Origin of the sequence: Klebsiella sp. M5al (assembly GCF_002090195.1) — a bacterium.
GTDB classification, from domain to species: Bacteria; Pseudomonadota; Gammaproteobacteria; order Enterobacterales; family Enterobacteriaceae; genus Klebsiella; species Klebsiella grimontii.
Genome location: NZ_CP020657.1, coordinates 4692668 through 4714837, shown reverse-complemented (window position 1 = coordinate 4714837; position 22170 = coordinate 4692668). Strand labels below are relative to the sequence as shown.

The 22170-nt window shown below is 55.9% G+C and carries 20 protein-coding genes; 19 read left to right on the top strand and 1 reads right to left on the bottom strand.

Annotated features, from left to right (window positions below; genetic code table 11):
* Position 1 precedes the first annotated feature (1 nt).
* Both BWI76_RS22610 and BWI76_RS22605 read left to right on the top strand, forming a co-directional pair.
* The gene (locus BWI76_RS22610) at positions 2-238 is read left to right on the top strand and encodes a non-oxidative hydroxyarylic acid decarboxylases subunit D (RefSeq protein WP_004124248.1); all 237 of its coding nucleotides are present in this window, start codon (positions 2-4) and stop codon (positions 236-238) included.
* A gap of 338 nt (positions 239-576) precedes the next feature.
* Entirely contained in the window at positions 577-729 is a 153-nt protein-coding gene (locus tag BWI76_RS22605) for a Hok/Gef family protein (protein ID WP_004137356.1), read from the top strand.
* A 118-nt stretch (positions 730-847) separates the two neighbouring features.
* Here BWI76_RS22605 and mutS read toward each other — a convergent pair whose 3' ends face one another.
* On the bottom strand, positions 848-3409 hold the full coding sequence (gene mutS, locus BWI76_RS22600; protein ID WP_064343142.1) for a DNA mismatch repair protein MutS: 2562 nt from the start codon (positions 3407-3409) through the stop codon (positions 848-850).
* A 649-nt stretch (positions 3410-4058) separates the two neighbouring features.
* Between mutS and BWI76_RS22595 the strand changes: the two genes are divergently transcribed.
* From BWI76_RS22595 to BWI76_RS22515, 17 genes are all read left to right on the top strand, one after another.
* On the top strand, positions 4059-4598 hold the full coding sequence (locus BWI76_RS22595) for a fimbrial protein (protein ID WP_004124241.1): 540 nt from the start codon (positions 4059-4061) through the stop codon (positions 4596-4598).
* Positions 4599-4679: 81 nt separating this feature from the next.
* The gene (locus BWI76_RS22590) at positions 4680-5234 is read left to right on the top strand and encodes a fimbrial protein (RefSeq protein ID WP_024358484.1); all 555 of its coding nucleotides are present in this window, start codon (positions 4680-4682) and stop codon (positions 5232-5234) included.
* A 75-nt stretch (positions 5235-5309) separates the two neighbouring features.
* Positions 5310-7778 (top strand): fimbria/pilus outer membrane usher protein, encoded by a 2469-nt coding sequence (locus BWI76_RS22585; protein WP_004137362.1) that lies wholly within the window; start codon positions 5310-5312, stop codon positions 7776-7778.
* 25 nt (positions 7779-7803) lie between these two features.
* Positions 7804-8547: a molecular chaperone gene (locus BWI76_RS22580; RefSeq protein WP_024358482.1), complete on the top strand. Its 744-nt coding sequence runs from the start codon at positions 7804-7806 to the stop codon at positions 8545-8547.
* Positions 8548-8565: 18 nt separating this feature from the next.
* A complete protein-coding gene (locus tag BWI76_RS22575) occupies positions 8566-9195 on the top strand; it encodes a fimbrial protein (RefSeq protein ID WP_004137363.1) in 630 nt (209 codons plus the stop codon).
* Positions 9195-10247, top strand: coding sequence for a fimbrial protein (locus tag BWI76_RS22570; protein ID WP_004137364.1), 1053 nt, complete (start codon positions 9195-9197; stop codon positions 10245-10247). Before BWI76_RS22575 ends, BWI76_RS22570 begins: the two co-directional genes overlap by 1 nt.
* 9 nt (positions 10248-10256) lie before the next feature.
* Positions 10257-10805, top strand: a complete 549-nt coding sequence (locus BWI76_RS22565) for a fimbrial protein (protein WP_049088659.1) — start codon at positions 10257-10259, stop codon at positions 10803-10805.
* 22 nt (positions 10806-10827) lie between these two features.
* On the top strand, positions 10828-11499 hold the full coding sequence (locus BWI76_RS22560; protein ID WP_004137366.1) for a hypothetical protein: 672 nt from the start codon (positions 10828-10830) through the stop codon (positions 11497-11499).
* A 103-nt stretch (positions 11500-11602) separates the two neighbouring features.
* On the top strand, positions 11603-11812 hold the full coding sequence (locus tag BWI76_RS22555; RefSeq protein ID WP_004137367.1) for a DUF4762 family protein: 210 nt from the start codon (positions 11603-11605) through the stop codon (positions 11810-11812).
* A gap of 70 nt (positions 11813-11882) precedes the next feature.
* Positions 11883-12551, top strand: coding sequence for a DsbA family protein (locus tag BWI76_RS22550; RefSeq protein ID WP_004137368.1), 669 nt, complete (start codon positions 11883-11885; stop codon positions 12549-12551).
* 2 nt (positions 12552-12553) lie between these two features.
* Positions 12554-13504: a hypothetical protein gene (locus tag BWI76_RS22545; protein ID WP_004137370.1), complete on the top strand. Its 951-nt coding sequence runs from the start codon at positions 12554-12556 to the stop codon at positions 13502-13504.
* A gap of 9 nt (positions 13505-13513) precedes the next feature.
* The gene (locus BWI76_RS22540; protein WP_004137372.1) at positions 13514-15625 is read left to right on the top strand and encodes a peptidase domain-containing ABC transporter; all 2112 of its coding nucleotides are present in this window, start codon (positions 13514-13516) and stop codon (positions 15623-15625) included.
* Positions 15622-16782, top strand: a complete 1161-nt coding sequence (locus BWI76_RS22535; RefSeq protein ID WP_004137374.1) for an efflux RND transporter periplasmic adaptor subunit — start codon at positions 15622-15624, stop codon at positions 16780-16782. The genes BWI76_RS22540 and BWI76_RS22535 overlap by 4 nt, the downstream gene beginning before the upstream one ends.
* Positions 16782-18725, top strand: a complete 1944-nt coding sequence (locus BWI76_RS22530; protein WP_064371630.1) for an ABC transporter permease — start codon at positions 16782-16784, stop codon at positions 18723-18725. Before BWI76_RS22535 ends, BWI76_RS22530 begins: the two co-directional genes overlap by 1 nt.
* Positions 18722-20119: a TolC family protein gene (locus BWI76_RS22525; protein WP_004137376.1), complete on the top strand. Its 1398-nt coding sequence runs from the start codon at positions 18722-18724 to the stop codon at positions 20117-20119. Before BWI76_RS22530 ends, BWI76_RS22525 begins: the two co-directional genes overlap by 4 nt.
* Positions 20106-21359: a beta-ketoacyl-[acyl-carrier-protein] synthase family protein gene (locus BWI76_RS22520; RefSeq protein WP_024358472.1), complete on the top strand. Its 1254-nt coding sequence runs from the start codon at positions 20106-20108 to the stop codon at positions 21357-21359. The genes BWI76_RS22525 and BWI76_RS22520 overlap by 14 nt, the downstream gene beginning before the upstream one ends.
* On the top strand, positions 21356-22162 hold the full coding sequence (locus tag BWI76_RS22515; RefSeq protein ID WP_049099302.1) for a MaoC family dehydratase: 807 nt from the start codon (positions 21356-21358) through the stop codon (positions 22160-22162). The genes BWI76_RS22520 and BWI76_RS22515 overlap by 4 nt, the downstream gene beginning before the upstream one ends.
* Positions 22163-22170: the final 8 nt, after the last annotated feature.

Below are 22170 nucleotides of genomic sequence, written 5' to 3'. Positions count from 1 at the left end.
GATGATTTGTCCACGCTGCGCCGATGAACATATTGAAGTGCTGGCAACATCGCCGGTAAAAGATGTCTGGACGGTATTCCAGTGCCAGCATTGTTTCTACACCTGGCGTGATACGGAACCGCTACGCCGCACCAGCCGCGAACATTATCCTGAAGCGTTCCGCATGACCCAGAAGGATATTGATGACGCGCCGATGGTGCCGCATATTCCGCCGCTGCTGGCGGAGGATAAACGATAAAATAAACGGGCCCGCGCAGTCGGGCCTTTTTTATATTTAATGAATCAATGAGAAATCTGTAGCCATTAAATTTTTAAATATGAAAAAAGGTTAATAGAGCAGATACGTTTGCGAGCCATCTTCCAGTTTATAATAAAATCAACGGGTTTGATAAATTACCGATAAGCTTCGCGGCCGGGAAAATATAGAATAGCGGCGGGTGCTTGAGGCTATCTGGCTTTGAGCATTGACAAGGATTCAGATAGACGAAAGCCCCAGGAGATATTTCTATCAACTGAGGCTGACGAATGAACCTGAACAATTCAGATGTTAGTCTCTTCTTTGCAGGGAGGCAAGACATGCTAACAAAATATGCCCTTGTGGCAATCATCGTACTGTGTTTTACGGTACTGGGATTGACGCTTTTGGTGTGCAGCTCGCTGTGCGAGCTAAGTATTAAAGAGCGTAGTATGGAGTTTAAAGCTGTTCTCGCTTACGAATCGAAGAAATAGCATCAGCGCGGGGGCGACCCCGCGTATTGGTTGTCAGGATGCATTCTCTCGCACCCATTTTGCATTTGTTAAAACGGCAGCACCGCAGGGCGCTGCCGTTTTTCACGTTAAACGAGAACTACACCAGGCTCTTCAGGCGATAGATCCACTCCAGCGCCTGGCGCGGAGTCAGCGAATCCGGATCGAGATTCTCCAGCGCTTCAACCGCGGGCGAGGTCTCTTCCGGCGCGGAAAGCAACGACATCTGGGTACCGTCCACCTGCGTGGCGGCAGCGCTCGGCGCGATGCTTTCCAGCTCGCGCAGCTTCTGCCGCGCGCGCTTGATCACCTCTTTCGGCACCCCGGCCAGCGCGGCAACCGCCAGGCCGTAGCTCTTACTGGCCGCGCCATCCTGCACGCTGTGCATAAAGGCGATGGTATCGCCGTGCTCCAGGGCATCAAGATGGACGTTGGCCACGCCTTCCATTTTCTCCGGCAGTTGGGTCAGCTCGAAGTAGTGGGTGGCAAACAGGGTCAGGGCTTTGATCTTATTCGCCAGATTTTCCGCGCAGGCCCACGCCAGCGACAGGCCATCGTAGGTCGAAGTGCCGCGGCCAATTTCATCCATCAGCACCAGGCTATGCTCGGTGGCGTTATGCAGAATATTAGCGGTTTCGGTCATCTCTACCATAAAGGTTGAGCGGCCGCTGGCCAGGTCATCCGCCGCGCCGACGCGGGTGAAAATACGATCGATAGGGCCGATGTCGACTTTTTCCGCCGGAACGTAGCTGCCGATATACGCCAGCAGGGCGATCAGCGCGGTTTGGCGCATATAGGTACTTTTACCGCCCATATTCGGACCGGTGATAATCAGCATTCTCCGCTGCGGGGCGAGATGCAGCGGGTTGGCGATAAACGGCTCTTTCAGCACCTGCTCAACCACCGGATGGCGGCCTTCGCTAATCCGAATACCCGGCTTATCGCTAAAGGTCGGGCAGCAGTAGTTGAGGGTCTCCGCGCGCTCGGCGAGGTTCACCAGCACATCGAGCTCCGCCAGCGCGCTGGCGCTCTGCTGCAGGTCGCCAAGATGCGGCAGCAGCATATCGAAAAGCTCATCGTACAGCTGCTTTTCCAGCGCCAGCGCTTTCCCTTTGGAGGTCAGGACTTTGTCTTCATACTCCTTCAGCTCAGGAATAATATAGCGCTCGGCGTTTTTGAGGGTCTGGCGACGGACGTAGTGGATCGGCGCGTGCTGGCTCTGACCACGGCTAATCTGGATGTAGTAGCCGTGGACGGCGTTGTAGCCCACCTTCAGCGTATCCAGCCCCAGACGCTCGCGCTCGCGAACTTCCAGTCTGTCGAGGTAATCGGTAGCGCCATCGGCCAGGCCGCGCCACTCATCGAGTTCCGCGTGATAGCCGGGGGCGATAACCCCGCCGTCGCGAACCAATACCGGCGGCGCATCGATAATCGCCCGCTCCAGCAGTTCGCGCAGTTCGCTAAATTCCCCCATCTTTTCCCGGAGCCGCTGCACCGGCGCGCAGTCGACGTCGGCCAGCATGGCGCGCAGCGCCGGCAGCTGCTGGAAAGCGTGACGCATACGCGCTAAATCGCGAGGGCGGGCGGTGCGCAGCGCCAGGCGCGCCAGAATACGTTCGAGGTCGCCGACCTGACGCAGCACCGGCTGCAGCTCGGTGTAATGTTCCTGCAGCGCGCCGATGGTCTGCTGGCGCTCTACCAGCACGGCGGTGTCGCGCGCCGGCATATGCAGCCAGCGCTTCAGCATACGGCTGCCCATCGGGGTGACGGTGCAGTCGAGCACCGAGGCCAGCGTATTTTCAAAGCCGCCGGCCAGGTTCTGGGTTATCTCCAGATTGCGACGCGTGGCCGCATCCATAATGATGCTGTCCTGCTGACGCTCCATCGTGATGGAGCGGATATGCGGCAATGACGTGCGCTGGGTGTCTTTGACGTACTGCAGCAAGCAGCCGGCGGCGCACAGGCCGCGCGGGGCGTTTTCAACGCCGAAACCAACCAAATCGCGCGTGCCGAACTGAAGATTGAGCTGCTGGCGCGCGGTGTCGATTTCAAATTCCCACAGCGGACGACGGCGCAGGCCGCGGCGCCCCTCAATAAGCGACGACTCGGCAAAATCCTCCGCATACAGCAGCTCGGCGGGGTTGGTGCGCTGGAGCTCGGCGGCCATCGTTTCGCGGTCGGCGGGCTCGCTCAGGCGAAAACGTCCGGAGCTGATATCAAGGGTGGCGTAGCCAAAACCTTTGCCGTCCTGCCAGATGGCGGCCAGCAGATTGTCCTGGCGTTCCTGCAGCAGCGCTTCATCGCTGATAGTGCCGGGCGTCACAATACGGACGACTTTGCGTTCCACCGGCCCTTTGGTGGTAGCCGGATCGCCAATCTGTTCGCAAATGGCCACCGACTCGCCCTGATTAACCAGTTTGGCCAGATAGTTCTCCACCGCGTGGTGCGGGATCCCGGCCATCGGAATCGGTTCGCCCGCGGAAGCGCCGCGCTTCGTCAGCGAGATATCCAGCAGCTGCGACGCGCGTTTCGCATCGTCGTAGAATAGTTCGTAGAAATCACCCATCCGGTAAAACAGCAGAATCTCTGGATGCTGGGCTTTCAGCTTGAGATACTGCTGCATCATGGGGGTGTGGGCGTCGAGATTCTCTAATGTACTCATCTGTTTTTGATGTCCATTTTCTTACGTTTTAACGCGTTAGCGGAGTTTATTGTTTTCATGACGTCGCGCTATTGCTCATCGGTTCCCGTGACATTGTGCATTTCTTTTCATTGACTCATAGGCCGCATGATAACGGAGTCTTCAGGTCAGGAAAACAAGAAGGCGCGGCGGGCCCATGAATCGTCTTCCCCCTCCTCTTAGCCGCTGCGTAATGTCCATTGCTCGGGCTGCTTTTGACTATCCTTATATCAGGAAAAGCTATTTGTTAATAAAATGTGATCTATGTTACAATTATTTTACTATGAATATCTGCCCACTATCATTTATTAATTACCTGACGCAATTTGTTTTTAGGATATATCTCAGCGCTCTGCGAGTTAATTTCCTATGGTGGCATTGTTCGCGAGGTTAAATCTTTTTTTAATTCCTCTGTAAATGTATCTCTTTTTACCTAAAAAATGATTTGTTAGTATTTTTGTCGACCAGGGGATCTGGCTTTAATTAAATTATTAATATTAATTAATAGTCTAATTATTGAAACGGATTTTTCGGTGATGCGGAGGGCTGGAAATTGTTGGGTGAGTAGACTTCGGCAATTTTATAGCTCCTTACTCTTTTAGGATAAAAATTTATAACGCAGGAATTTTCTATGAAACTGAATAAAGTTGCTATGGCTGTGGCATTAACTGCTGCTCTCGGCTCAATGTCTGCACTGGCTGATACCACGAATGGCCAGATTGAGCTTCAGGGTGAGCTGGTGAATACCGCTTGTGGTTTAGCTCCGTCGTCCAGCCCGGTAACCGTTGATTTTGGTCAGGTTCCAGTTTCCCTGCTGCAAGGCGGTGGTCAGGCAACTGAAACCAAAAACATCGAGCTGCAGTATTGCGATACCACTATTGCCAGCAGCGCCGTTGTTTCCTATACCCCGACTTCGGTTAACCCGAACGATCCTACTCTGGCTGCATTTACTTCTGGTACTGCATCCGGTGCAGGTATCGGCCTGAAAGACAGCGCTAGCCAGACTGTAACCTGGGGCGCGCAGACCACTCCGGTCACCCTGGTTGATGGTACTAACACCATTCCTTTCGTGGCGTTCCTGAAAGCGGAAGCGGCAGCGAGCGGTTCTACCACTACCGTAACCGCAGGTGCATTCCAGTCAACGATCAATTTCACCATCGATTATCAGTAATCGATTTTGAATTATCGCTCGCGGGGAGAGATCTCTCCCCGCGATATTGGAGTAGGTGCCAGATAATATGGAATTCTGAGTATGGTTAAGGATACAGAGAAAAAGAGACTGATGGCGTTATTGGTATCGGGATTACTCTTTTCCGGACATGCTTCGAGTACTAGTTTTACGCCTGGCCAGCTGGCGCTTTCGGGGGAGCTAGTGGCTGCCGCATGCGATATTGACCCTAATTCGCGGGAGCTATGGGTAGATTTCGGTAACATTTCCGCTCGCGATATTAATAGCGATCAAGAAGGTAAGCTGATCCGGCCTTTTTTAGTACGCTTAATTGGCTGCACCTCTTTCGGCAGCGTAAATCAATCAACGCCAGGGGCTTATGCCACCATTACGTTTACCGGCAATGCTTCATCGCAGGACCCAACAGTATTAATTCCGGATGGTGAAGGAAAGGGATTTGGTATCCAGATTCGCGATCGCCATGGGGAAATTTTAACGTTTGGAGAACCCTCATCGGGATATCTCCTGAGTGATGAGAATAATACGCTGAAATTTACCGCTACGCTGGTGCCGGTTCAGCAGCATATTAAGGCCGGGGATTTTTACGCCGTCACTCGTTTTTTTATGGATTACAACTAGAAACAAGCCAGCGATTGCTGTTGGAGCTTGTTTGTCGCGCACGATATTTTACTGAATGATTCGGGATGAATAGTCATGTCAGCAGAACAAAAAATAAAAATAATCCTCTCTCAGATGCTTTTTTTCTGCTGTACCTCTATGGCTTACGCCTCAACCGACGTGGAATTTAATACCGACGTACTGGATGCGGCCGATCGCGACAATATCGATTTAACCCGTTTCGCCACCGACAACTATGTCCCGCCGGGCGAGTACTTATTAGATATTAAAATAAATGGCCAGGCGGTCGGGCAGCAAAAGGTTCGCTATCTGGCTTCTAAAGATCAGAAGCATACCCAGGCCTGCATTAACGGCGAAATTCTTGCCAGATTGGCTTTGAAAGAGGACGCGCAGCAAAAGGTCGCACAGCCGTTTGCCGACTGCTATGACCTGCTGAGCCTTCCTGGCGCCACCCTCAGTAACTACGCCGGGGTGCTGGACATCACCGTCCCGCAGGCGTGGATGAAATACAACGATCCGAACTGGACGCCGCCGGAGCGCTGGGACCAGGGGATCGGCGGATTTTTGCTCGACTATAGCCTGACCGGGCAATATACCCGCCAGCTGGATATGCATGAAGATTACAGCACCCTGAGCGGATACGGTCAGACTGGGGTCAACCTCGGCGGCTGGCGCCTGCGCGGCGAATATCAGACCAGTTATTACAGCGCGACGCATCAATTTGATTTCGATATGAATCAGATCTACGCCTACCGCCCGCTGCCGATGATGGCGGCAAAGCTGACGGCGGGGGAGATCTATCTTGATTCTCAGGTCTTCGACACCGTGCGCTTTACCGGGCTTAATCTCGCCAGCGATGAGCGCCAGCTGCCGCCAAACCTGCAGGGGTATGCGCCGGAAATTCGCGGTCTGGCCAAGACCAACGCCAAAGTGACGGTGAAGCAGAGCGGACGCATCATTTATGAAACGACGGTGCCCGCCGGGCCGTTTAATATTCAGGATTTACGCAGCTCGGTGCGCGGTACGCTGGATGTGCAGGTGGAAGAGCAGGATGGCTCAATTTCGACTTTCCAGGTTAACACCGCCAATATTCCTTATCTTACGCGTCCCGGCTACGTGCGCTACAACGTGGCGATCGGCGCGCCGTCCCGCTATAGCCATAAAATTCAGGGACCCGGTTTCGCTTCCGGCGATTTCTCCTGGGGGATCACCAACGCCTGGTCGCTGTACGGCGGTTTACAAAGCGCAGGGGCCGAATATACCGCGGTCTCCGCCGGTATTGGCCGCGATCTCAGCGTACTTGGCGCCCTCTCGCTGGACGCTACGGAATCCTACAGTCAGCAGTCAAACCAGAAGCGGCTTAAAGGGACCTCGTTTAAGCTGAGCTATGCGAAAACGTTCGACGAATATAATAGTTCCATTACCTTCGCCGGATATCGCTTCTCGCAGGAGGACTTCCGCTCTTTCTCGCAATATCTCAACGAGCGCTATGAGGGTTACGACAGCCTTGGGCGTGAAAAAGAAGTTTATACCATCACCGGCAATAAAACGTTCTGGGCCAATGAGCCAGGTAAAGCGACCACGGTATTTTTGACCTACACCCATCAGAATTACTGGAACCGAAGCAGCCAGGATCGCTACGGCATCTCGCTAGGGCGCTCGTTTAACGTCGGTAATATTCGCGGGATCACCACTAATATTTCGGCCTACCGTTCGGATTACGAAGGGCGGAAAGACGACTCTATTGCTTTCTCGCTTTCCATTCCGGTTGGCGATAGTAAATGGAGCGGCCTCGACGTGCAGACCAATAACGGCAAAACCAGCCCGATGCTCTCCTATACCGACAGCAGCGACTACAACAACCTGTGGCGTCTGCGTGCCGGAGCGAGCCAGAGCGGCTATGCCAACGTCGACGGCTACTATCAGCGCCGCTCCCAGTACGCTGAAATCAACAGCAACGCCAGCTATCAGCAGGATCACTATCTCTCTCTGAGCAGCACCCTGCGCGGCGGCTTTACCGCGACCCGGCACGGGGCGGCGATCCACAACAGCGGCGCGACGCTCAATACGGCGCGCGTAATGGTGAACACCAACGGCATCGGCGACGTGCCGCTCAATGACGGTAAATCAAGAACCAATAATTTCGGCATTGCCGTTATTCCGGACATCGTGAGCTACAACAGCTTTGATACCCGGGTTGACGTTGATGCGATGTCGGAATCCATTGAACCGGCAAAAGCCATCAGCACCGCCACGCTGACCGAAGGCGCTATTGGTTATCAGACCTTTGGCATGGCGCAGGGCGAAAAAATGATGGGCATTATCCGCCTGGCTGACGGTACCTATCCGCCGTTCGGCGCCGAGGTTATCAACGGCGATGGCGTGAGCGTATCGATGATTATGGAAGGTGGGCAGGGATGGCTGGCAGGGGTGAATCCTCATGAGCTGCTAAGCGTAGTGTGGAGCGGGAAAAAGCAGTGTCAGATTGCCATCCCGCCGACCATAGAGCGTCGTTCGACAGCCGCGCTATTGCCGTGTAAATGACAGTGACAGTAATAAAAGGCCAAAAATGAGCATAACAAGCAACAAACTCTGCTGGATGGGCATTCTGATGCTGGCGGCGGTAAGCGGTACCGCGCAGGCGGGGGTTTCGCTGGATCGCACGCGTCTTATCATCACCGGTAAAGATAGCTCGGCGAGCGCCAATCTAACCAATACCAGCCCGGATATTCCGTTCCTGGCGCAATCGTGGGTGGAAGACAGCAAGGGCAACAAGATCACCTCTCCGCTGGTGGTTTTACCGCCTTTGCAGCGGATTAACGGCGGGCAAAAAGGGGTGGCGCGGGTCACAAAAACAGATGGTATCAACCAGCTGCCGCAGGACCGCGAAAGCCTGTTTTATTTAAGCGTGCGGGAAATTCCGCCTAAGCCAGATAAAGCGAACGTCCTGCAGCTGGCCATGCAGTCGCGGATTAAATTATTTTTCCGCCCGACCGCCATTATTCCCAAAAGCAAAAGCGAAATATGGCAGGACCAGGTCGTCTTTCAAAAGAGCGGCAATAAGATGACCGCGCAAAACCCGACGCCTTACTACATCACCATTATTAGCCTGTCCCGCGTTAAGGGTGAAAAAATCACTAAGTTCCCGGGAATTATGATTGCGCCGAAGTCCAGTCTGGAATTCAGCGTGACCGATGGCGGCGTTAGAGAGTTTGCGATGATGTACGTGAATGATTATGGCGGACATCCAGAGCTGAAATACCGCTGTGAAGGAAACACCTGTAAAGCGCTGCCGCCATCGCAGCAAGGGTAATTAAAGAGGAACCTGATGATGAAAACGCGCCTATCGCTATTAGCACTGTTTGTATTCGGTATCAGTATGCCAGCGCTGGCCGACGCTGATATTCCTCTACAGCCGCAGCACTATAACCGGGATCATCAGGGGGAGGATGGCGGTAACGTGATATTCAATGGCTCTGTGTATGCCTCGCCTTGCGTGCTTGCCCCGCAAAGCCGCCTGCAGATTATTGAGATGGGCGAAATCAGCGCCCGGCGTTTTCACCAGGCGGGCGACCGTAGCCAGCCGGTGCTGGTTCGCGTTGAACTCAGGGATTGCCTGAAAGGCGCGTCGCAGGCGCGCGACAGCATCGCCTCACGGACGACGGGCAGCAGCAAGCATCTCTATACCACCGGCGAGCAGGCGGTTCAGCTCACCTTCATCGGCGAGTCGGATGAGCATAATCGCCAGCTGTTGCGCCTGACCGGCAGCATCTCAGGAGCCGGTATTCGCCTGCTGGATGTCAAAGAGCGGGCGCTGGATATTAATCAAACGCAGCCGCCGTTTATCGTGAAAACCGGCGACAGCAGCCTGACGTTTATTGCCGTGCTGGAATCGACCGGGCGAAACGTGACCGCAGGAAACTTTAGCGGCCTGCTGCGTTTAAAAATGGAGTATCTCTGATGGCGACGAGAGTTATCGGGCGGAAATCTTGTATCACGCTATTACTCTGCGGCGGCGTATTCACTCTCGACGCCAGCGCGGCGGTGGAAGGGGAAATTACGCCGGTTGGCGGACCTAAAATGTACAATATTGACGTCGCCAATCAGGATATTACCAACAATAGCATTGGGGCGACGATCCCTTATGTCTTTTCATTGGGCGGACAATATTCTGGTATCGCCAGCTGCACTATTCCTATGGAAAACGAGGCGATTTATTACTCTGCGACCGCTTCGCTGCTGCAGCAGGGAAGCACGCCGGGGTATTTAAAACTTAATGATTATATGGATGTGAAAATTGAGATATATATCCGTGGCCAGCGCATGGAATATCTTCCGGTGCCTTTTAATAATGAGTCAAACCAGGCTTACCAAAATAAATGCGTACCGCCAACCACCCAGTTTAACAACTTTGAGTCCGGCGCTCAGGGGCGGGTAACGTTTATGATCACCAAGCCGATTGTCAACGGCGTTAACCTGCTGGGTACTGAAATCGCCAAGCTTTATGGTCGCCTTGGGAATTACAGCGCAGGGATGGGCAGCACTCCCATGTCGATTGTCTCGATTAATTCCGGGGTCATTACCGTTCCGGATAAATGTATTGTTAACTCAGGATCGCCGATCGTCGTTGATTTTAATACCATCCCCAGCGCGGGCTCGCTGCTTAACGGCAATAATTACAGCCAGTCTGTGCCGATTCAGGTGAAGTGCGAAGGGGGGAGTTTCGCCACCGGAAATTTAAATATTCGCCTGGGAATTCAGCAGGCCAATACCGCCAGTTTTAACAGCGACTATTTAGGCACCACCGGCGCCGTCGACCGCTCCAATCTTGGCATTATCCTGAAAGATTCCGGCGGCAATTTAGTCGCCGCGAATAAGTTTTATGACGTGCCGGGTTTTAATAACAATCAGGGAACCTGGAATTTGACCGCCGCGCCAATTGCCAATGCCGGAACCAACGTTCTCGAAGGGGATTTCCAGGCATCGGCCACCGTGGTCGCTGAGTTTCAGTAAGGGGACAGCATGCGTCAACTCATCGCATCAATGATACTCATAGGTTCGCTACCCGCAGCTGCTCCGGCGCATGCCATCGGGGAACTGATCGGCGGCGATTTAAACTTCAAGGGAACCGTCGTTGCCCATGGCTGCAGTATTGTGCCTTCGTCAAAAAACATCACCGTGGATTTTGGCCAGATTTCAACCCGCACGCTTTATGCGGAGGGAAAATCGCAGCCCAAAGCGTTTGTTATTGAACTCCAGGATTGCAGCACCGATGTTTTTAATTCCGTCACCGTGACCTTTAGCGGGACGGAAAATGCCAATATGAGCGACCGTCTGGCGATTACGCCGGTCGCGCCTCAAACCGCCAGCGGTATTGGCATTGGTTTTGAAGAGAGCAACGGCACGGCGATTTTACTCAATACGCCAACCACCGCCGTCGCTATTTCCGATGCCAACATGCAGTTAAATTTTAAAGCTTTTGTTGAAGGCGAACCGGACGCCTTGAGTAACAAAACCCTGGAAACCGGCGCCTTCCAGGCAACAGCGAATTACACCCTTAATTACCAGTAGAATAGATCAAGGATGATGATAAATGAGCCGTCGTTTCTTTCTCTACGATAAAAACATCTTTTTCGCGGAAGGCGTACGTTCTGTGGTTGACGATCTTGCCATGCATGAAGGCGACTGCGCGTTCACAAGGCTCGACCATTTCTCTGAACTGATCAACACCCTGCGTCTGCCTAAGCAGAAAGATGAACTACGCTGGATCCTCTGCGATGTCGACAGCTTGCCGGATGAGCGGTTTAATGCGCTGTACACCATTAAAGAGTATTACTGCCGGGAAAATCAGCAGCTAGTGATTTTGTTAGGCGAGAATAATATTTCGTTATTCTTTGCGCTGCATTCACTTCTCCCGGAAGCAAGCTGGCTTTTGAAGAATGAGTCCCTGGATAACTTTTTTAAGTTCATCGAAGGTGCTGATTCTATGCCAGCGAAAAAAATATTTTTCAGTCGCTCTTTGATTAATTATACCCGGCAGAAATGGTTAGCCAGGGATTTTAATAATAGTATCTCCAGTGATGACTGGTGGTTAATGGAAGAAATATTCAAAGGAAAATCTTTATCGCAAATTTCCTCTGAACAAAAAATTGATGTTCGTCGCCTGAGCCGCTGTAAACGAGGCCTGATGAAAAAGCTAAACGCTAAAAACAACGTTGAGCTGTTTAATATTTTCAAGTGCATCGTAGCTACCCCCTGCGTATAACAGCGGATAAATATGACATCAAAAGAATTACTGGCAGGTTACTTAGCCAGTAGGTAAGTGCAAGAAAAACATATTTCAATATAAATAGTTAAGGATCTAACAAATGCAAAAATTAAGTATGATTGAAGCATCAGCTATTATTGGCGGAACTTGCAAGGAAACTTGCACCAGCTCTTACGAGACCGTGGTGGTGGGCGGTGTTTCAACCTGTAAACAAGTGACTACCTGTACGGATAAGCACGGCAACTCAACCGTGACCATGAAAGATGCGTCCGATGGTATGTGTGTTGTACCGAATAGCATCCGTCAGTAATTTCTGCTGCGGTATATGGAGGGGAAACCCTCCATATATTTCTCCGCCATATTCGCGAGCCTGGTATCAAATGAAGATAAAACCTATTACCGCTGTTGGCTATACGTTTCTGGTGGCGTTAATTTCGTCGCTGATTACCGTGCTGTGCTATCACGTTTTTGTATTTAATACGTTTGCATCGAACAGCAGCGAGCCTTCGGCCCTGCGGGAAATTGACAGCGCAATCGTTGCCAGTAGCCCAATAAAACATGACAGCAGCATTATTGAAGTGATGTCCTACGGCTGTCACTACTGCGCGTCGAACGAGGAAGATATCGAGAAATTCGCCGGCACATTGCCTGCGGAGAGTACCTTTGAAGTTATCCATATCACCGCCGAAAGAAACGGTCTGGCAATTTATGCGCCGGTTTTTGCCACCCTCGAAGTCATGGGGCTTGAGCGCCAGATGCGCGACCAGGCTTTTAACGCGGTAATGACCCGCGGTATCAATTTAGCCGACGATGAAGCGCTCAACGGCTGGCTGAAAAAGAACAATATTGATGTCGAAAAATACCATCAGGTACGCCAAAGCAAAGTCGTTACTGAACGCCTTGAATATATGGCGAAAATTACCGAACTCTATGACATAAACGCCACGCCGCTATTTATTGTGAATAAAAAATACGTGGTGGCGAAAGATCGCCAGTTTCCTGAATTTGCTGACTATATGCGCCAGCTGTTAACTCAGGACAAGGAGTAAGCGTGACGCGCTTTCTGATTGTCTGGAGCGTCTTCAGCGTAAGAAAATGGTCCGCGCAGCTGAGCTGGCGCAGTCGCCCGTTTACTGGCTACGGTCAAAAGGCGGTGCGTGGGATTATGCGTTTTACCCCTATGCCGCTGCTGTTGGCGGCGGCTCGGGCGTTGTGCCGGCTGCGGCTGTTGGGGCGACAATATCGCGGACGCACCGCCGTGGCGACGCAAAACTACCGCTGCCTGACGGGCGCCGATGGGCGAATTGACGCCGCATGGATAGCCATGCGCCGCCAGCTGCTGGAGATGGGTGCGACCTGGGGACAGCATCCGGCCACTTTGGCCCAGATGCAGGCGTGCACGCGAGCGCTTGATGCCGTAGTCGCTCCGCTGGCGGCGCAGAGAACGCCGGTTGTTCTCGCACCGCTGCACTGCGTGTCGGATATCCTTGCAGCGATGGTTGGAGCCAGGGTAACGCCGGGTAAAGCCAGCGTGGTGGTCTCTTCCAGCGCGGAAAGCTATACCGTCGCCAGCCGCAAAATGGGCGGCGTCGCGCTCTCTTATTGCTCCATCCATCAGGATAATACGTCGCTTGCCAGCGAGCTGATGGCGCTAATGAGCAACGTCTCGGAAGGGCGGGAAAATATGATTATTTTCCCCGATATTCCTGCCGACTATACCGTGCAGACCCATGAGGCGCAGTCCGGGAAAATAAGCTGTCGGCTATTTGACCGCCCGGCGAAATTACATAGCGGCGTACAGCGTTTTTCCCGCATTGTCTCGGCAAAGGTGGTTTTTTATCACCTCTATTATCAGCAGGGGATCAAAATAAAAATCTATTCCCCACTGACGCCAAAAGAGGTCGCGGCGAATCTGCCGTCGATGATTGAAAACACCCTGCGTGATTATCCGCAGGATTGGCTTTTATGGCATAGCCATTCGCTCTACTTTATTAATCACTGACGCATAATAATGAAAAAGATTATCCCTGATATGGTTTTCCAGGAAGAGACCAATGAGTGTGGCCTTTCCTGTATTGCGATGCTGGCGCAAACCCAGAATATTCAGTGTTCTCTTCCGGCATTGCGGGAAATTTTCCCGGCATCCGATCACGGGACTTCGTTAAGCGACTTATCTCTTATTCTGCAACAGATTGGCATCGCCACCGCGCCGGTGCTGTTCGATCACGAAGAACTCCATGCGCTGCCGTTTCCGTCCATTCTGCACTACGGCGCCAGCCACTATGTCCTGCTGGCCTGGCGCAAAGGGGATTACGTCTGCGTGATGAATCCGGCGATTGGCCAGCAGTGGCTGCCTTTCTCGGCGTTGAAAAAAGAGATTAGCGGCTACGCGCTGATCCTTGAAGAGTCTCCCGGCGTTATTGACCAGCAGGCGCCTGTTATTACCGGCGCACAGCAGGAGATGCCGCGGGCGATGAGCCTGAAGGAGACCGCGGCGGTGCCGGGCATTTATAAACTGATGCTCTTGACCTTCCTGGTGTCGCTCACGCTGTTTTTAATGCCGACGATGGTCAGCCGGGCGATCAATCAGGCTTTCTCTGACGTTCAGAATACGTCGTTTCCCTATTTGTGGTTCATCCTCGCTTTTGTCATTTCCACGCTGTTGGCGCTGGGCGTGAGGGTCATTAGCGAGCGTTTTATCCGCCGCTTTGTGCTGCTGAAGAGCGATATCGGTTTTTCCCGCTTGCTGAATAATCCGCTGCGTTTTTTTGAAAAACGCGCGCCGGGGGATGTGTTCAGCCGCTTTATCGCCTGGCAGGGCGGGATGCTGCAAAAAATCGAGCTGGATAACGGCCTCCGCTCGGACTGGATCATCTGCGTTATCGCTATCGGCATTATGTTCTGGATCTCACCGGTGCTGGCGCTGATTTCCGCCGTGGGCATTGTGGCGATGGGGCTGATTAGCGTCTGGGCCATCTTCCGCGACCGCTGGTATACGCAGCAGCTGCAGCTAAAAAGCGCGACGCTGAATGACTTTTTCATGGAAACCCTTCAGGGGGTATTAACCATTAAAACCGCCGGGCTGGAAACGCAGCGTAAAGCGCAGTTTGCCCGTTTGTCACACGACCTTTTCACCTGCCTTCAGCGGCAGAAAGTTTACCAGCAGGTAAAAGAAGGTCTGTATCAGCTCACCGGCAGCCTCGAGATGGTGGTCTTTATGCTGGTGGTGCTGCCGCTGGTGAGCGCAAAGCTTATCTCGCTGGGCGACTTTTTTGCCTATAGCTTTTTACGGCAGATTTTTACCTCCTACGTCACGCGGATATTCTATGCCGTGATCCGTAAATCGCAGCTGCACGTGATTGATACCCGCGCGCAGGGCCTGTTTACCCGTGAGGAACCTGCGACTCCTCAGTTATCTCCGCTGCGTGGGGAGGCGGTTCCACAGCTGGCGTTTGAGGCGGTGAGCTTTCATTATGCTCCGCAAAGCCCGGTGCTGAATGACGTTGATCTCCGGCTGGAACCCGGCGATCGGGTGGCGATTGTCGGCGATTCCGGCGCCGGAAAAAGTACCCTGCTACGGCTGATGGCCGGGCTTTTTTCCGCACAGCATGGGCGCATTCTGCTGGACGGCGAAGAGGCGACCGCCCGACAGCTGGCCTCGCAGGTGTGGCTGCAGAGCCAGGAAGACATCCTGTTTAACGCCTCGGTGCTGCAAAACATCACCCTGTTTGATCCGTGGTATAGCGACAGCGATCGTGGGCGAGTAGAGGCGTTGGTCGATAAAATGGCGCTGGGGCCGGTGGTTCAGGCGCTGCCGGGAGGGATGGAAGCGCTGATCCGCGAGAGCCATTCGGCGCTCTCGTTAGGCCAGCGTCAGCGGCTGATGCTGGCGCGGGCGCTCTACAGTAACCGGCCTATTTTGCTCTGCGATGAACCGACTGCCAATCTTGATGACGAAACCGCGGAAACGGTGATCGCCGCGCTGTGCCAGCACTGTCGCGAACAAGGCAAAACGCTGATCGTGGTGACCCACAGTGCGCCCATTCTGCATCACTTCACGCGGGTATATCGTCTGGATGAAGGCGAGCTGCGCGATATCGCCCAAGGAGCGCTGGGCCAATGAGGCGACAATTTTTACGCCGCCGTAAAGCGTGGCTACTTGCGCTAGTCGCGATCCTGGCCACTATCGCCGCCGTTTTTTATCAGCGCTCGCTTCCGGCCCAGGCCGAGTCGCTCTACGCCGTTGCGCTCGAACGGGGGGATATCGAAAAAGTGGTGCTGGCGAGCGGGATTATCAAACCCGCCGTCCAGGTGAGCGTCGGCGCGCAGGTCAGCGGCCAGCTACGCAAGCTATACGTACGTCAGGGCGAGCGGGTGCGCAAAGGGCAGCTGCTCGCCGAAATCGACCCGACGCTGCAGCTTTCCGACTTACGCAACGCCACCGCGCAGCTGGCCAGCGCCAGAGCGCAAAAGCTGGCCTCCGAGGCCACGCTGGTGCAGTACCGCAAAGCGTTGGCGCGCGAGCGGGCGATGAATCGCGATGGCTCAGGGGTGAGCAGCGATCTTGAGCAGGCCCAGGCGCAGTATGCCGCACAGGTTCAGCAGATAGCGGTCAATGAGGCGCAGATAGTGCAGGCGGAAATGAGTGTGCAGACCGCCAACGCCAACCTCGGCTATACCCGCATTCTCGCGCCCATGGATGGCGAAGTGCTGGGCATCGTCACCCGTGAAGGGCAAACCATCGTCTCCTCGCAAATCGCGCCGACCATTCTGGTGCTCGCCGATCTCGATAAAATGCAGGTCCAGACCCGCATTTCCGAAGCCGATATCCAGAAAATCCATCCGGGACAGCCGCTGTGGTTTTACGTTATTGCCGATCCGCAGACGCGTTACGAAGGGGAGCTTGGCTATGTCCAGCCCGCGCCGCAGGAGGCGCTGGAAGAGCAAAACGCCGGCGCTTCTGCCGGCAATCAGCAGAGTAGCGCCATTTACTATAACGGCACCTTTGAAGTGGATAACCGCCAGCGATTGCTGAAAACCTCGATGACCGCTCAGGTGTTTATCCGCATCGCGCAGGTAAAAGACGTGCTGCGCGTGCCGGTCGCCGCGCTGGGACGTTCGCTCGGCGATGAGCGTTACATTGTGATGGTACAAACGGCGAGCGGCAGCGAGGAGCGTACCGTCCGCATCGGGATTAACGATCGTCAGTATGCGCAGGTGCTGGAAGGATTGCGGCCCGGCGAGCGGGTGGTGATCCCCCAGGACGCGGGGTCTGTCTGATGGCTGAGCCGCTGATCGTGCTGCACAACGTCACGCGTCATTTTACCGCCGGGACGCAGATTATTCCGGTGCTGAAATCCGTCTCCCTGACCATTATGCCCGGCGAGATGGTGGCGATTATGGGCGCTTCCGGCTCGGGTAAATCGACGCTGATGAACATTATCGGCTGTCTGGATAAGCCCAGCAGCGGCGAGGTGTATATCAACGACATCGCCATTCACCAGGCCGATAGCGCGTCGCTGGCGGAGCTACGCAGCCGCTGGCTGGGGTTTATTTTTCAGCGCTACCACCTGATGCCTTATTTGACCGCGGAAGAGAATATTGCCATCCCCGCGCTCTATACCGCGATGCCCGCCGCTGAACGCCAGGCGCGCATTGCGCTGCTGGCAGAAAAGTTGGGCATTGATGGGCGCTTACAGCATAAACCCGCGCAGCTTTCCGGCGGCCAGCAGCAGCGGGTCAGCGTCTGTCGAGCGCTGATCAACGGCGCGCAAATTATTCTCGCCGATGAACCCACCGGAGCGCTGGATAGCGTCAGCGGCCGGGCGCTGACGGACGTTCTGCACCAGCTGAACGCCGACGGGCACACGGTGATCATCGTGACCCACGATCGCGAGGTGGCGCAGCAGGCGCAGCGGATCGTCGAGATCAGCGATGGGCAGGTAGTCGCCGACCACGCCTATAGCGCGCGGGATAATCGTGACGTCCAGCGGCTGCCCGCGGTACAGGATAACGGCCGGGCTTCGCTATCGCGCAGTATCGGCGAGTCGGTGCGCATGGCCTGGCGCTCACTGCTGGGACATCGGATGCGCGCCTTTCTGTCGATGCTGGGGATCATCATCGGTATCTCGTCCGTGGTTTCTTCAATGGCGGTGGGGGAAGGCGCCCGGCAGAGCATCATGAACGAGATTGGTAAGCTCGGTAATACCACGTTGGAAATCCGCCCGGGTACCGGCTGGGGCAGCAAGCGTCCGGATATGGAGCGGGCGCTGTCGCTGGATGATATCGCCAGCCTCGGCAGGCAGCCTTGGGTACAGGGGGTATCGCCGATTGTTTCCAGCATGACCACCGCGGTACGTCAGGGCTTTGATTCCTCGATAATTCTCTCCGGCGTTTCCGCTGAGTACTTCTCACTGCAGGGGATGCGTTTTATTCAGGGCAACGGTTTTACCCACCGCGATGTCGAGGATCGCGAACCGGTGCTGGTACTGGATGAAACCAGCAGGGAGACGCTGTTTCCCGGCAATGAAGATCCGCTAGGCAAAATTGTGCAAATCGCCGGCGCGCCGTGGCGGGTAATCGGCATTGCCAGCAAGCCCGGACCGAAGGTGGTCAGCGGATTTATGTCGGCGTGGATCCCCTATACCTCGCTACTGCAGCGGATTTCCGGCGATAAGCCGCTGGAGGCGCTGACGCTGCGCTTTCAGGAAACGCTGTCGCCGCAGGACGCGGCGCGCCGTGCGGAAAGGCACCTTATCCGCGAGCACGGCAAAAAAGATTTCTTTGTCCAGACCGATGAGCAGCTGGCCAAAGCGCTGCAAAAAACCTCCGACTCCATGTCGCTGCTGATCACCGCGATTGCCGCTATTTCATTGCTGGTCGGCGGCGTCGGGGTGATGAACATCATGCTGGTTTCGGTAACCGAACGTACCCATGAGATTGGCATCCGGCTTTCGGTCGGCGCGCGCCCCTCGGACATCATGCATCAGTTCTTAATTGAGGCGGTGATGATCTGCGCCCTCGGCGGACTAACGGGCGTTTTAGGATCCTGGGCCGCCGGTAACCTGTTCGCCCTGCTGACGCAGGAGTTTTCTATGGTCTTCACCTGGCTGCCGGTAGCGATGGCCTGCGGCTTTTCCGCCCTGATTGGCCTGACGTTTGGCTATTTCCCGGCGCGTCGTGCGGCGCGGCTAAACCCGACGGAGGCGCTGGCCCGCGAATGAGACCGCTGACTTTATTACCGTTCATTGTCTTGCTAACGGGCTGCGGCAATTTGACCCGCAGCGACTATCAGCGCCCGCTGCTGTCGGTGCCGGAAAGCTGGCAGCGAATGGAGGGGCAAAGCAACGCGCTCGCGCCGGAGAACGCGCCGCGCTGGTGGGATCGTTTCGGCGACCAACGCCTGTCGCGGGTGGTGGGACAGGTGCTGGAAAGCAACAACGATCTGGCCGCTGCCGCCTTAACGCTTAAACAGGCGCGCCTTGCCGCCGGATTAACCCAGACCAATATCAGCCCCGACGCGACCCTGAGCGGCACCGGCAATAACTCAAAACCGCTAAACAGCGGCGGGTCGCAGGAGAGCTACAGCGCCTCACTGTCCCTGAGCTATGAGCTGGATCTGTGGGGCAAGCTGGCGCGGATCCGCGAACAGAGCGAATGGGAGGCGGTAGCCAGCGAACAGGATTACCGGGCGACGATCCTGTCGACGATTGATACCACCGCGCAGCTCTACTGGAACATTGCGCTGTTGAATCAGCAAATGGCTTACCAGGCAACGAGTCTCGATATCGCCAGGCAGACGCTGGCGCAGATTGAGTCCTGGCAGCGAGCGGGGAAAGTGGGCCTGCTCGATGTGCTGCAGGCGCGGCAGACGGTCATCAGCCGTCAGAATCAGCTGCTGAGCCTCAAGCAGCAGCGGGCTATCTCCCGCAACGCGCTGGCGCTGCTGCTCAACAGACCGCCAGCTCAGCACACCGATGAATCTGCCGCGCTGGATGTGCGTCAGCATATCGCCATTGCCAGCGCCACGCCGCTGGCCGCGCTCGCCAGCCGGCCGGACCTGCAGGCGGCGGAATCGCGGCTGCGCGCGGCGCTGGCGGGTTCCGATGCGGCGCGGCTGAGCTTCTATCCCACGCTGTCGCTGCAGGGAACGCTGAGCGCCGGGAGCCAGCTCTTTCACCAGTGGTTTAACGACCCGCTGCGCACCGTGGGCAGCAGCGTTTCCGCGCCCTTTATCCAGTGGAACACGGTACAGCTCACCGTGGAACAGGCCAGCGTGAAGGTGCAGCAGGAGGCGGTTAACTTTCGCCGCACCGCCTATACCGCGCTGTCGGAGGTGGACAACGCGATGGAGAAGCGGCTTAACGCCGATGAGCAGCGCGAACGCCTGCTGCAATCGCTGCTGCTGGGCGAGCAGCGCCTGGCGCTCACCGAAAGCCGCTATCAGGCGGGCGCGGTGGACTACCAGACCCTGCTGAACGCGCAGGACGCGCTGCTCGACGTACAGAACAGCCTGGCGCAGAACCAGTACGACTATCTTTATGCCACTTTGCAGCTTTGGCTGGCGCAGGGAGGCAATAACCCGCAACAGAGGACTTCCCAGAATGAGTCACAGTAAACCCCCTTATCGCGTGGTGATAACCGGCTATGGCGCGGTGACTCCCCTTGGCGATAGCGCTGCCGAAAGCTGGCAGGCGATTATGGATTATCGACGCGGTTACCGCTATGTGGATCTCTCCGCTAACGGCATCCACACCCATTTTATCGGTCAGGTGGAGAATGAACCCAGCCTCAAGGGGGTTCCCGCCGCCATTCGTCGGCGTCTGCCGCGTCACGCTCGCCTGGCGCTGGCCGCCGCGCGGGAGGCGGTGGCGATGGCCTTTGCTGGCGAACCACCCACCGATTCTCATGACCCGCTGAGGTGTGGCGCCATCATCGGCTCCGGTTGGGCAGGGTTGGATGAAAGCTATCTGGCGGTACCGGAGTTTGAGAAAACGGGCGTCTCTTCGCCCTTCAGCTGCTTCTTTTCGATGCCGAACGTGACCACCGCGGCCTGTAGCCAGCTGTGGAATCTGCGCGGCTACCAGAACACTCCGGTCGCCGCCTGCGCCACCGGCACTATCGCCATTGGCGAGGCCTATGATGCGATTCGCTTTGGCCGCGCCAGCATGATGCTCGCCGGCGCCGGGGAGTCGTTAAACAGCGTTTGCGCTATCTGGAATATCGATGTGCTTGGCGCGCTGAGCCGGGAAACGTCATCGCCGGAGCGGGCCAGCTGCCCGTTCAGCCTGCAGCGCAGCGGATTTGTACTTTCAGAGGGCGGAGCGGTGCTGTGTCTGGAAGAGCGCGAGAGCGCCCTGGCGCGGGGCGCGACAATCCTCGCGGAGGTCACCGGCTACGCCAATTTTTCCGACGCGGTGGATTTTACCTCCCCGGCCGAAGACTGCGTGGCCCGCGAGCAAACTATCCGCTGGGCGCTGCGCGCCGCGGATCTCCAGCCCGCCGACCTCGACTATATCAACGCCCACGGTACCTCCACGCCGCTCAACGATATTAACGAAACGCGGTCGCTGAAAAAGGCGCTGGGCGACGAGGCGTATCGCATCCCGGTCTCCAGCACCAAAGCCTACTCCGGGCATCTGATCGCCGCCGCGGGGAGCTTCGAGACCATTGTTTGCCTGCAGGCGATGGCGGCGGGGATCATGCCGGCGACGGCGCATCTGACGCAGCCAGACCCGCAGTGCGATCTCGACTATATCGCCGAAGGGCATCGTCAGGGAGAGATCCGCCGGGCGCTAAATCTGAGTTTTGGTTTCGGCGGCGCGAACGCCGCGCTGGTACTGGAGAAGCACGGGTGAAGCGGCTGCGCTATACCCTTGCGGACGCCCGGCAGTGGGCGGCGTTTTCCGGCGACGATAACCCCATTCACTTCGACCTCGCGGCAGCGCGCGCGATGGGCGACGGCCGGCTGAGCGTCCACGGGATGCGCGCGCTGCTCGACGTGAAGCGCGACGTCCAGTCGCGGCTGACGAACCCGCTCACCGGTTCTGAACGCTACCTGAAATGCGTGGTTCGCCTGCGCAGGCCGCTATGGTGCGATAGCGACTGGCTGCTCACTCCCGGCGCCGCGAAAAATCGCGTCTTGTCCGCCGCGTCGGTCAGCAGCTCTCAGGATGATGAAGTCTGTTTGTCATGCCAGATGAGCCTCGCCGCCGGGCCGGAATCGCTAACGGGAAAACAGCCCAGCGAACTTGCACCAAAGACGCTGCTTGCGCTGCAATCCCATTTCAATAGCGCCTGGCCCGACCTGGCGCAGTGGCAGTTTCTTGACGCGCTGCTGTTCCGCCAGCTTATTAGCGATCCCGCGCTGCTGCGCCAGGCGAATATCGTGACTCTGCTCGGAGCGGGGGAAACCTCGTTGCAGCAAATTTTTACCCGCTATCCGGTGCTGCAAACCCACCAGGAGGTGGTGTTTGATGTTCATCTCGCGGGCAAAGCGACGCCGATCTGGCCCGAATCGCTATCGCTCTGGCTGCTGCCCTCGCTGGTGGTCGGCCAGGTTGAGCAGGGCGCGCTGGTGCGCATCGCGGCGGCGGCGCAGCTGGATAACCTGATAATGACCAATGTGGTCACGCTCAAAGTTGGCCCAATGACCAATTGATAATTAAG

Coding starts and splice junctions, on each gene's coding strand:
- BWI76_RS22530 (WP_064371630.1), top strand. CDS start 16,782: ATGGCTGAGCCGCTGATCGTGCTGCACAACGTCACGCGTCATTTTACC.
- BWI76_RS22580 (WP_024358482.1), top strand. CDS start 7,804: ATGAGCATAACAAGCAACAAACTCTGCTGGATGGGCATTCTGATGCTG.
- BWI76_RS22590 (WP_024358484.1), top strand. CDS start 4,680: ATGGTTAAGGATACAGAGAAAAAGAGACTGATGGCGTTATTGGTATCG.
- BWI76_RS22540 (WP_004137372.1), top strand. CDS start 13,514: ATGAAAAAGATTATCCCTGATATGGTTTTCCAGGAAGAGACCAATGAG.
- BWI76_RS22525 (WP_004137376.1), top strand. CDS start 18,722: ATGAGACCGCTGACTTTATTACCGTTCATTGTCTTGCTAACGGGCTGC.
- BWI76_RS22560 (WP_004137366.1), top strand. CDS start 10,828: ATGAGCCGTCGTTTCTTTCTCTACGATAAAAACATCTTTTTCGCGGAA.
- BWI76_RS22610 (WP_004124248.1), top strand. CDS start 2: ATGATTTGTCCACGCTGCGCCGATGAACATATTGAAGTGCTGGCAACA.
- BWI76_RS22605 (WP_004137356.1), top strand. CDS start 577: ATGCTAACAAAATATGCCCTTGTGGCAATCATCGTACTGTGTTTTACG.
- BWI76_RS22565 (WP_049088659.1), top strand. CDS start 10,257: ATGCGTCAACTCATCGCATCAATGATACTCATAGGTTCGCTACCCGCA.
- BWI76_RS22550 (WP_004137368.1), top strand. CDS start 11,883: ATGAAGATAAAACCTATTACCGCTGTTGGCTATACGTTTCTGGTGGCG.
- BWI76_RS22555 (WP_004137367.1), top strand. CDS start 11,603: ATGCAAAAATTAAGTATGATTGAAGCATCAGCTATTATTGGCGGAACT.
- BWI76_RS22535 (WP_004137374.1), top strand. CDS start 15,622: ATGAGGCGACAATTTTTACGCCGCCGTAAAGCGTGGCTACTTGCGCTA.
- BWI76_RS22520 (WP_024358472.1), top strand. CDS start 20,106: ATGAGTCACAGTAAACCCCCTTATCGCGTGGTGATAACCGGCTATGGC.
- BWI76_RS22595 (WP_004124241.1), top strand. CDS start 4,059: ATGAAACTGAATAAAGTTGCTATGGCTGTGGCATTAACTGCTGCTCTC.
- BWI76_RS22575 (WP_004137363.1), top strand. CDS start 8,566: ATGAAAACGCGCCTATCGCTATTAGCACTGTTTGTATTCGGTATCAGT.
- BWI76_RS22570 (WP_004137364.1), top strand. CDS start 9,195: ATGGCGACGAGAGTTATCGGGCGGAAATCTTGTATCACGCTATTACTC.
- BWI76_RS22585 (WP_004137362.1), top strand. CDS start 5,310: ATGTCAGCAGAACAAAAAATAAAAATAATCCTCTCTCAGATGCTTTTT.
- mutS (WP_064343142.1), bottom strand. CDS start 3,409: ATGAGTACATTAGAGAATCTCGACGCCCACACCCCCATGATGCAGCAG.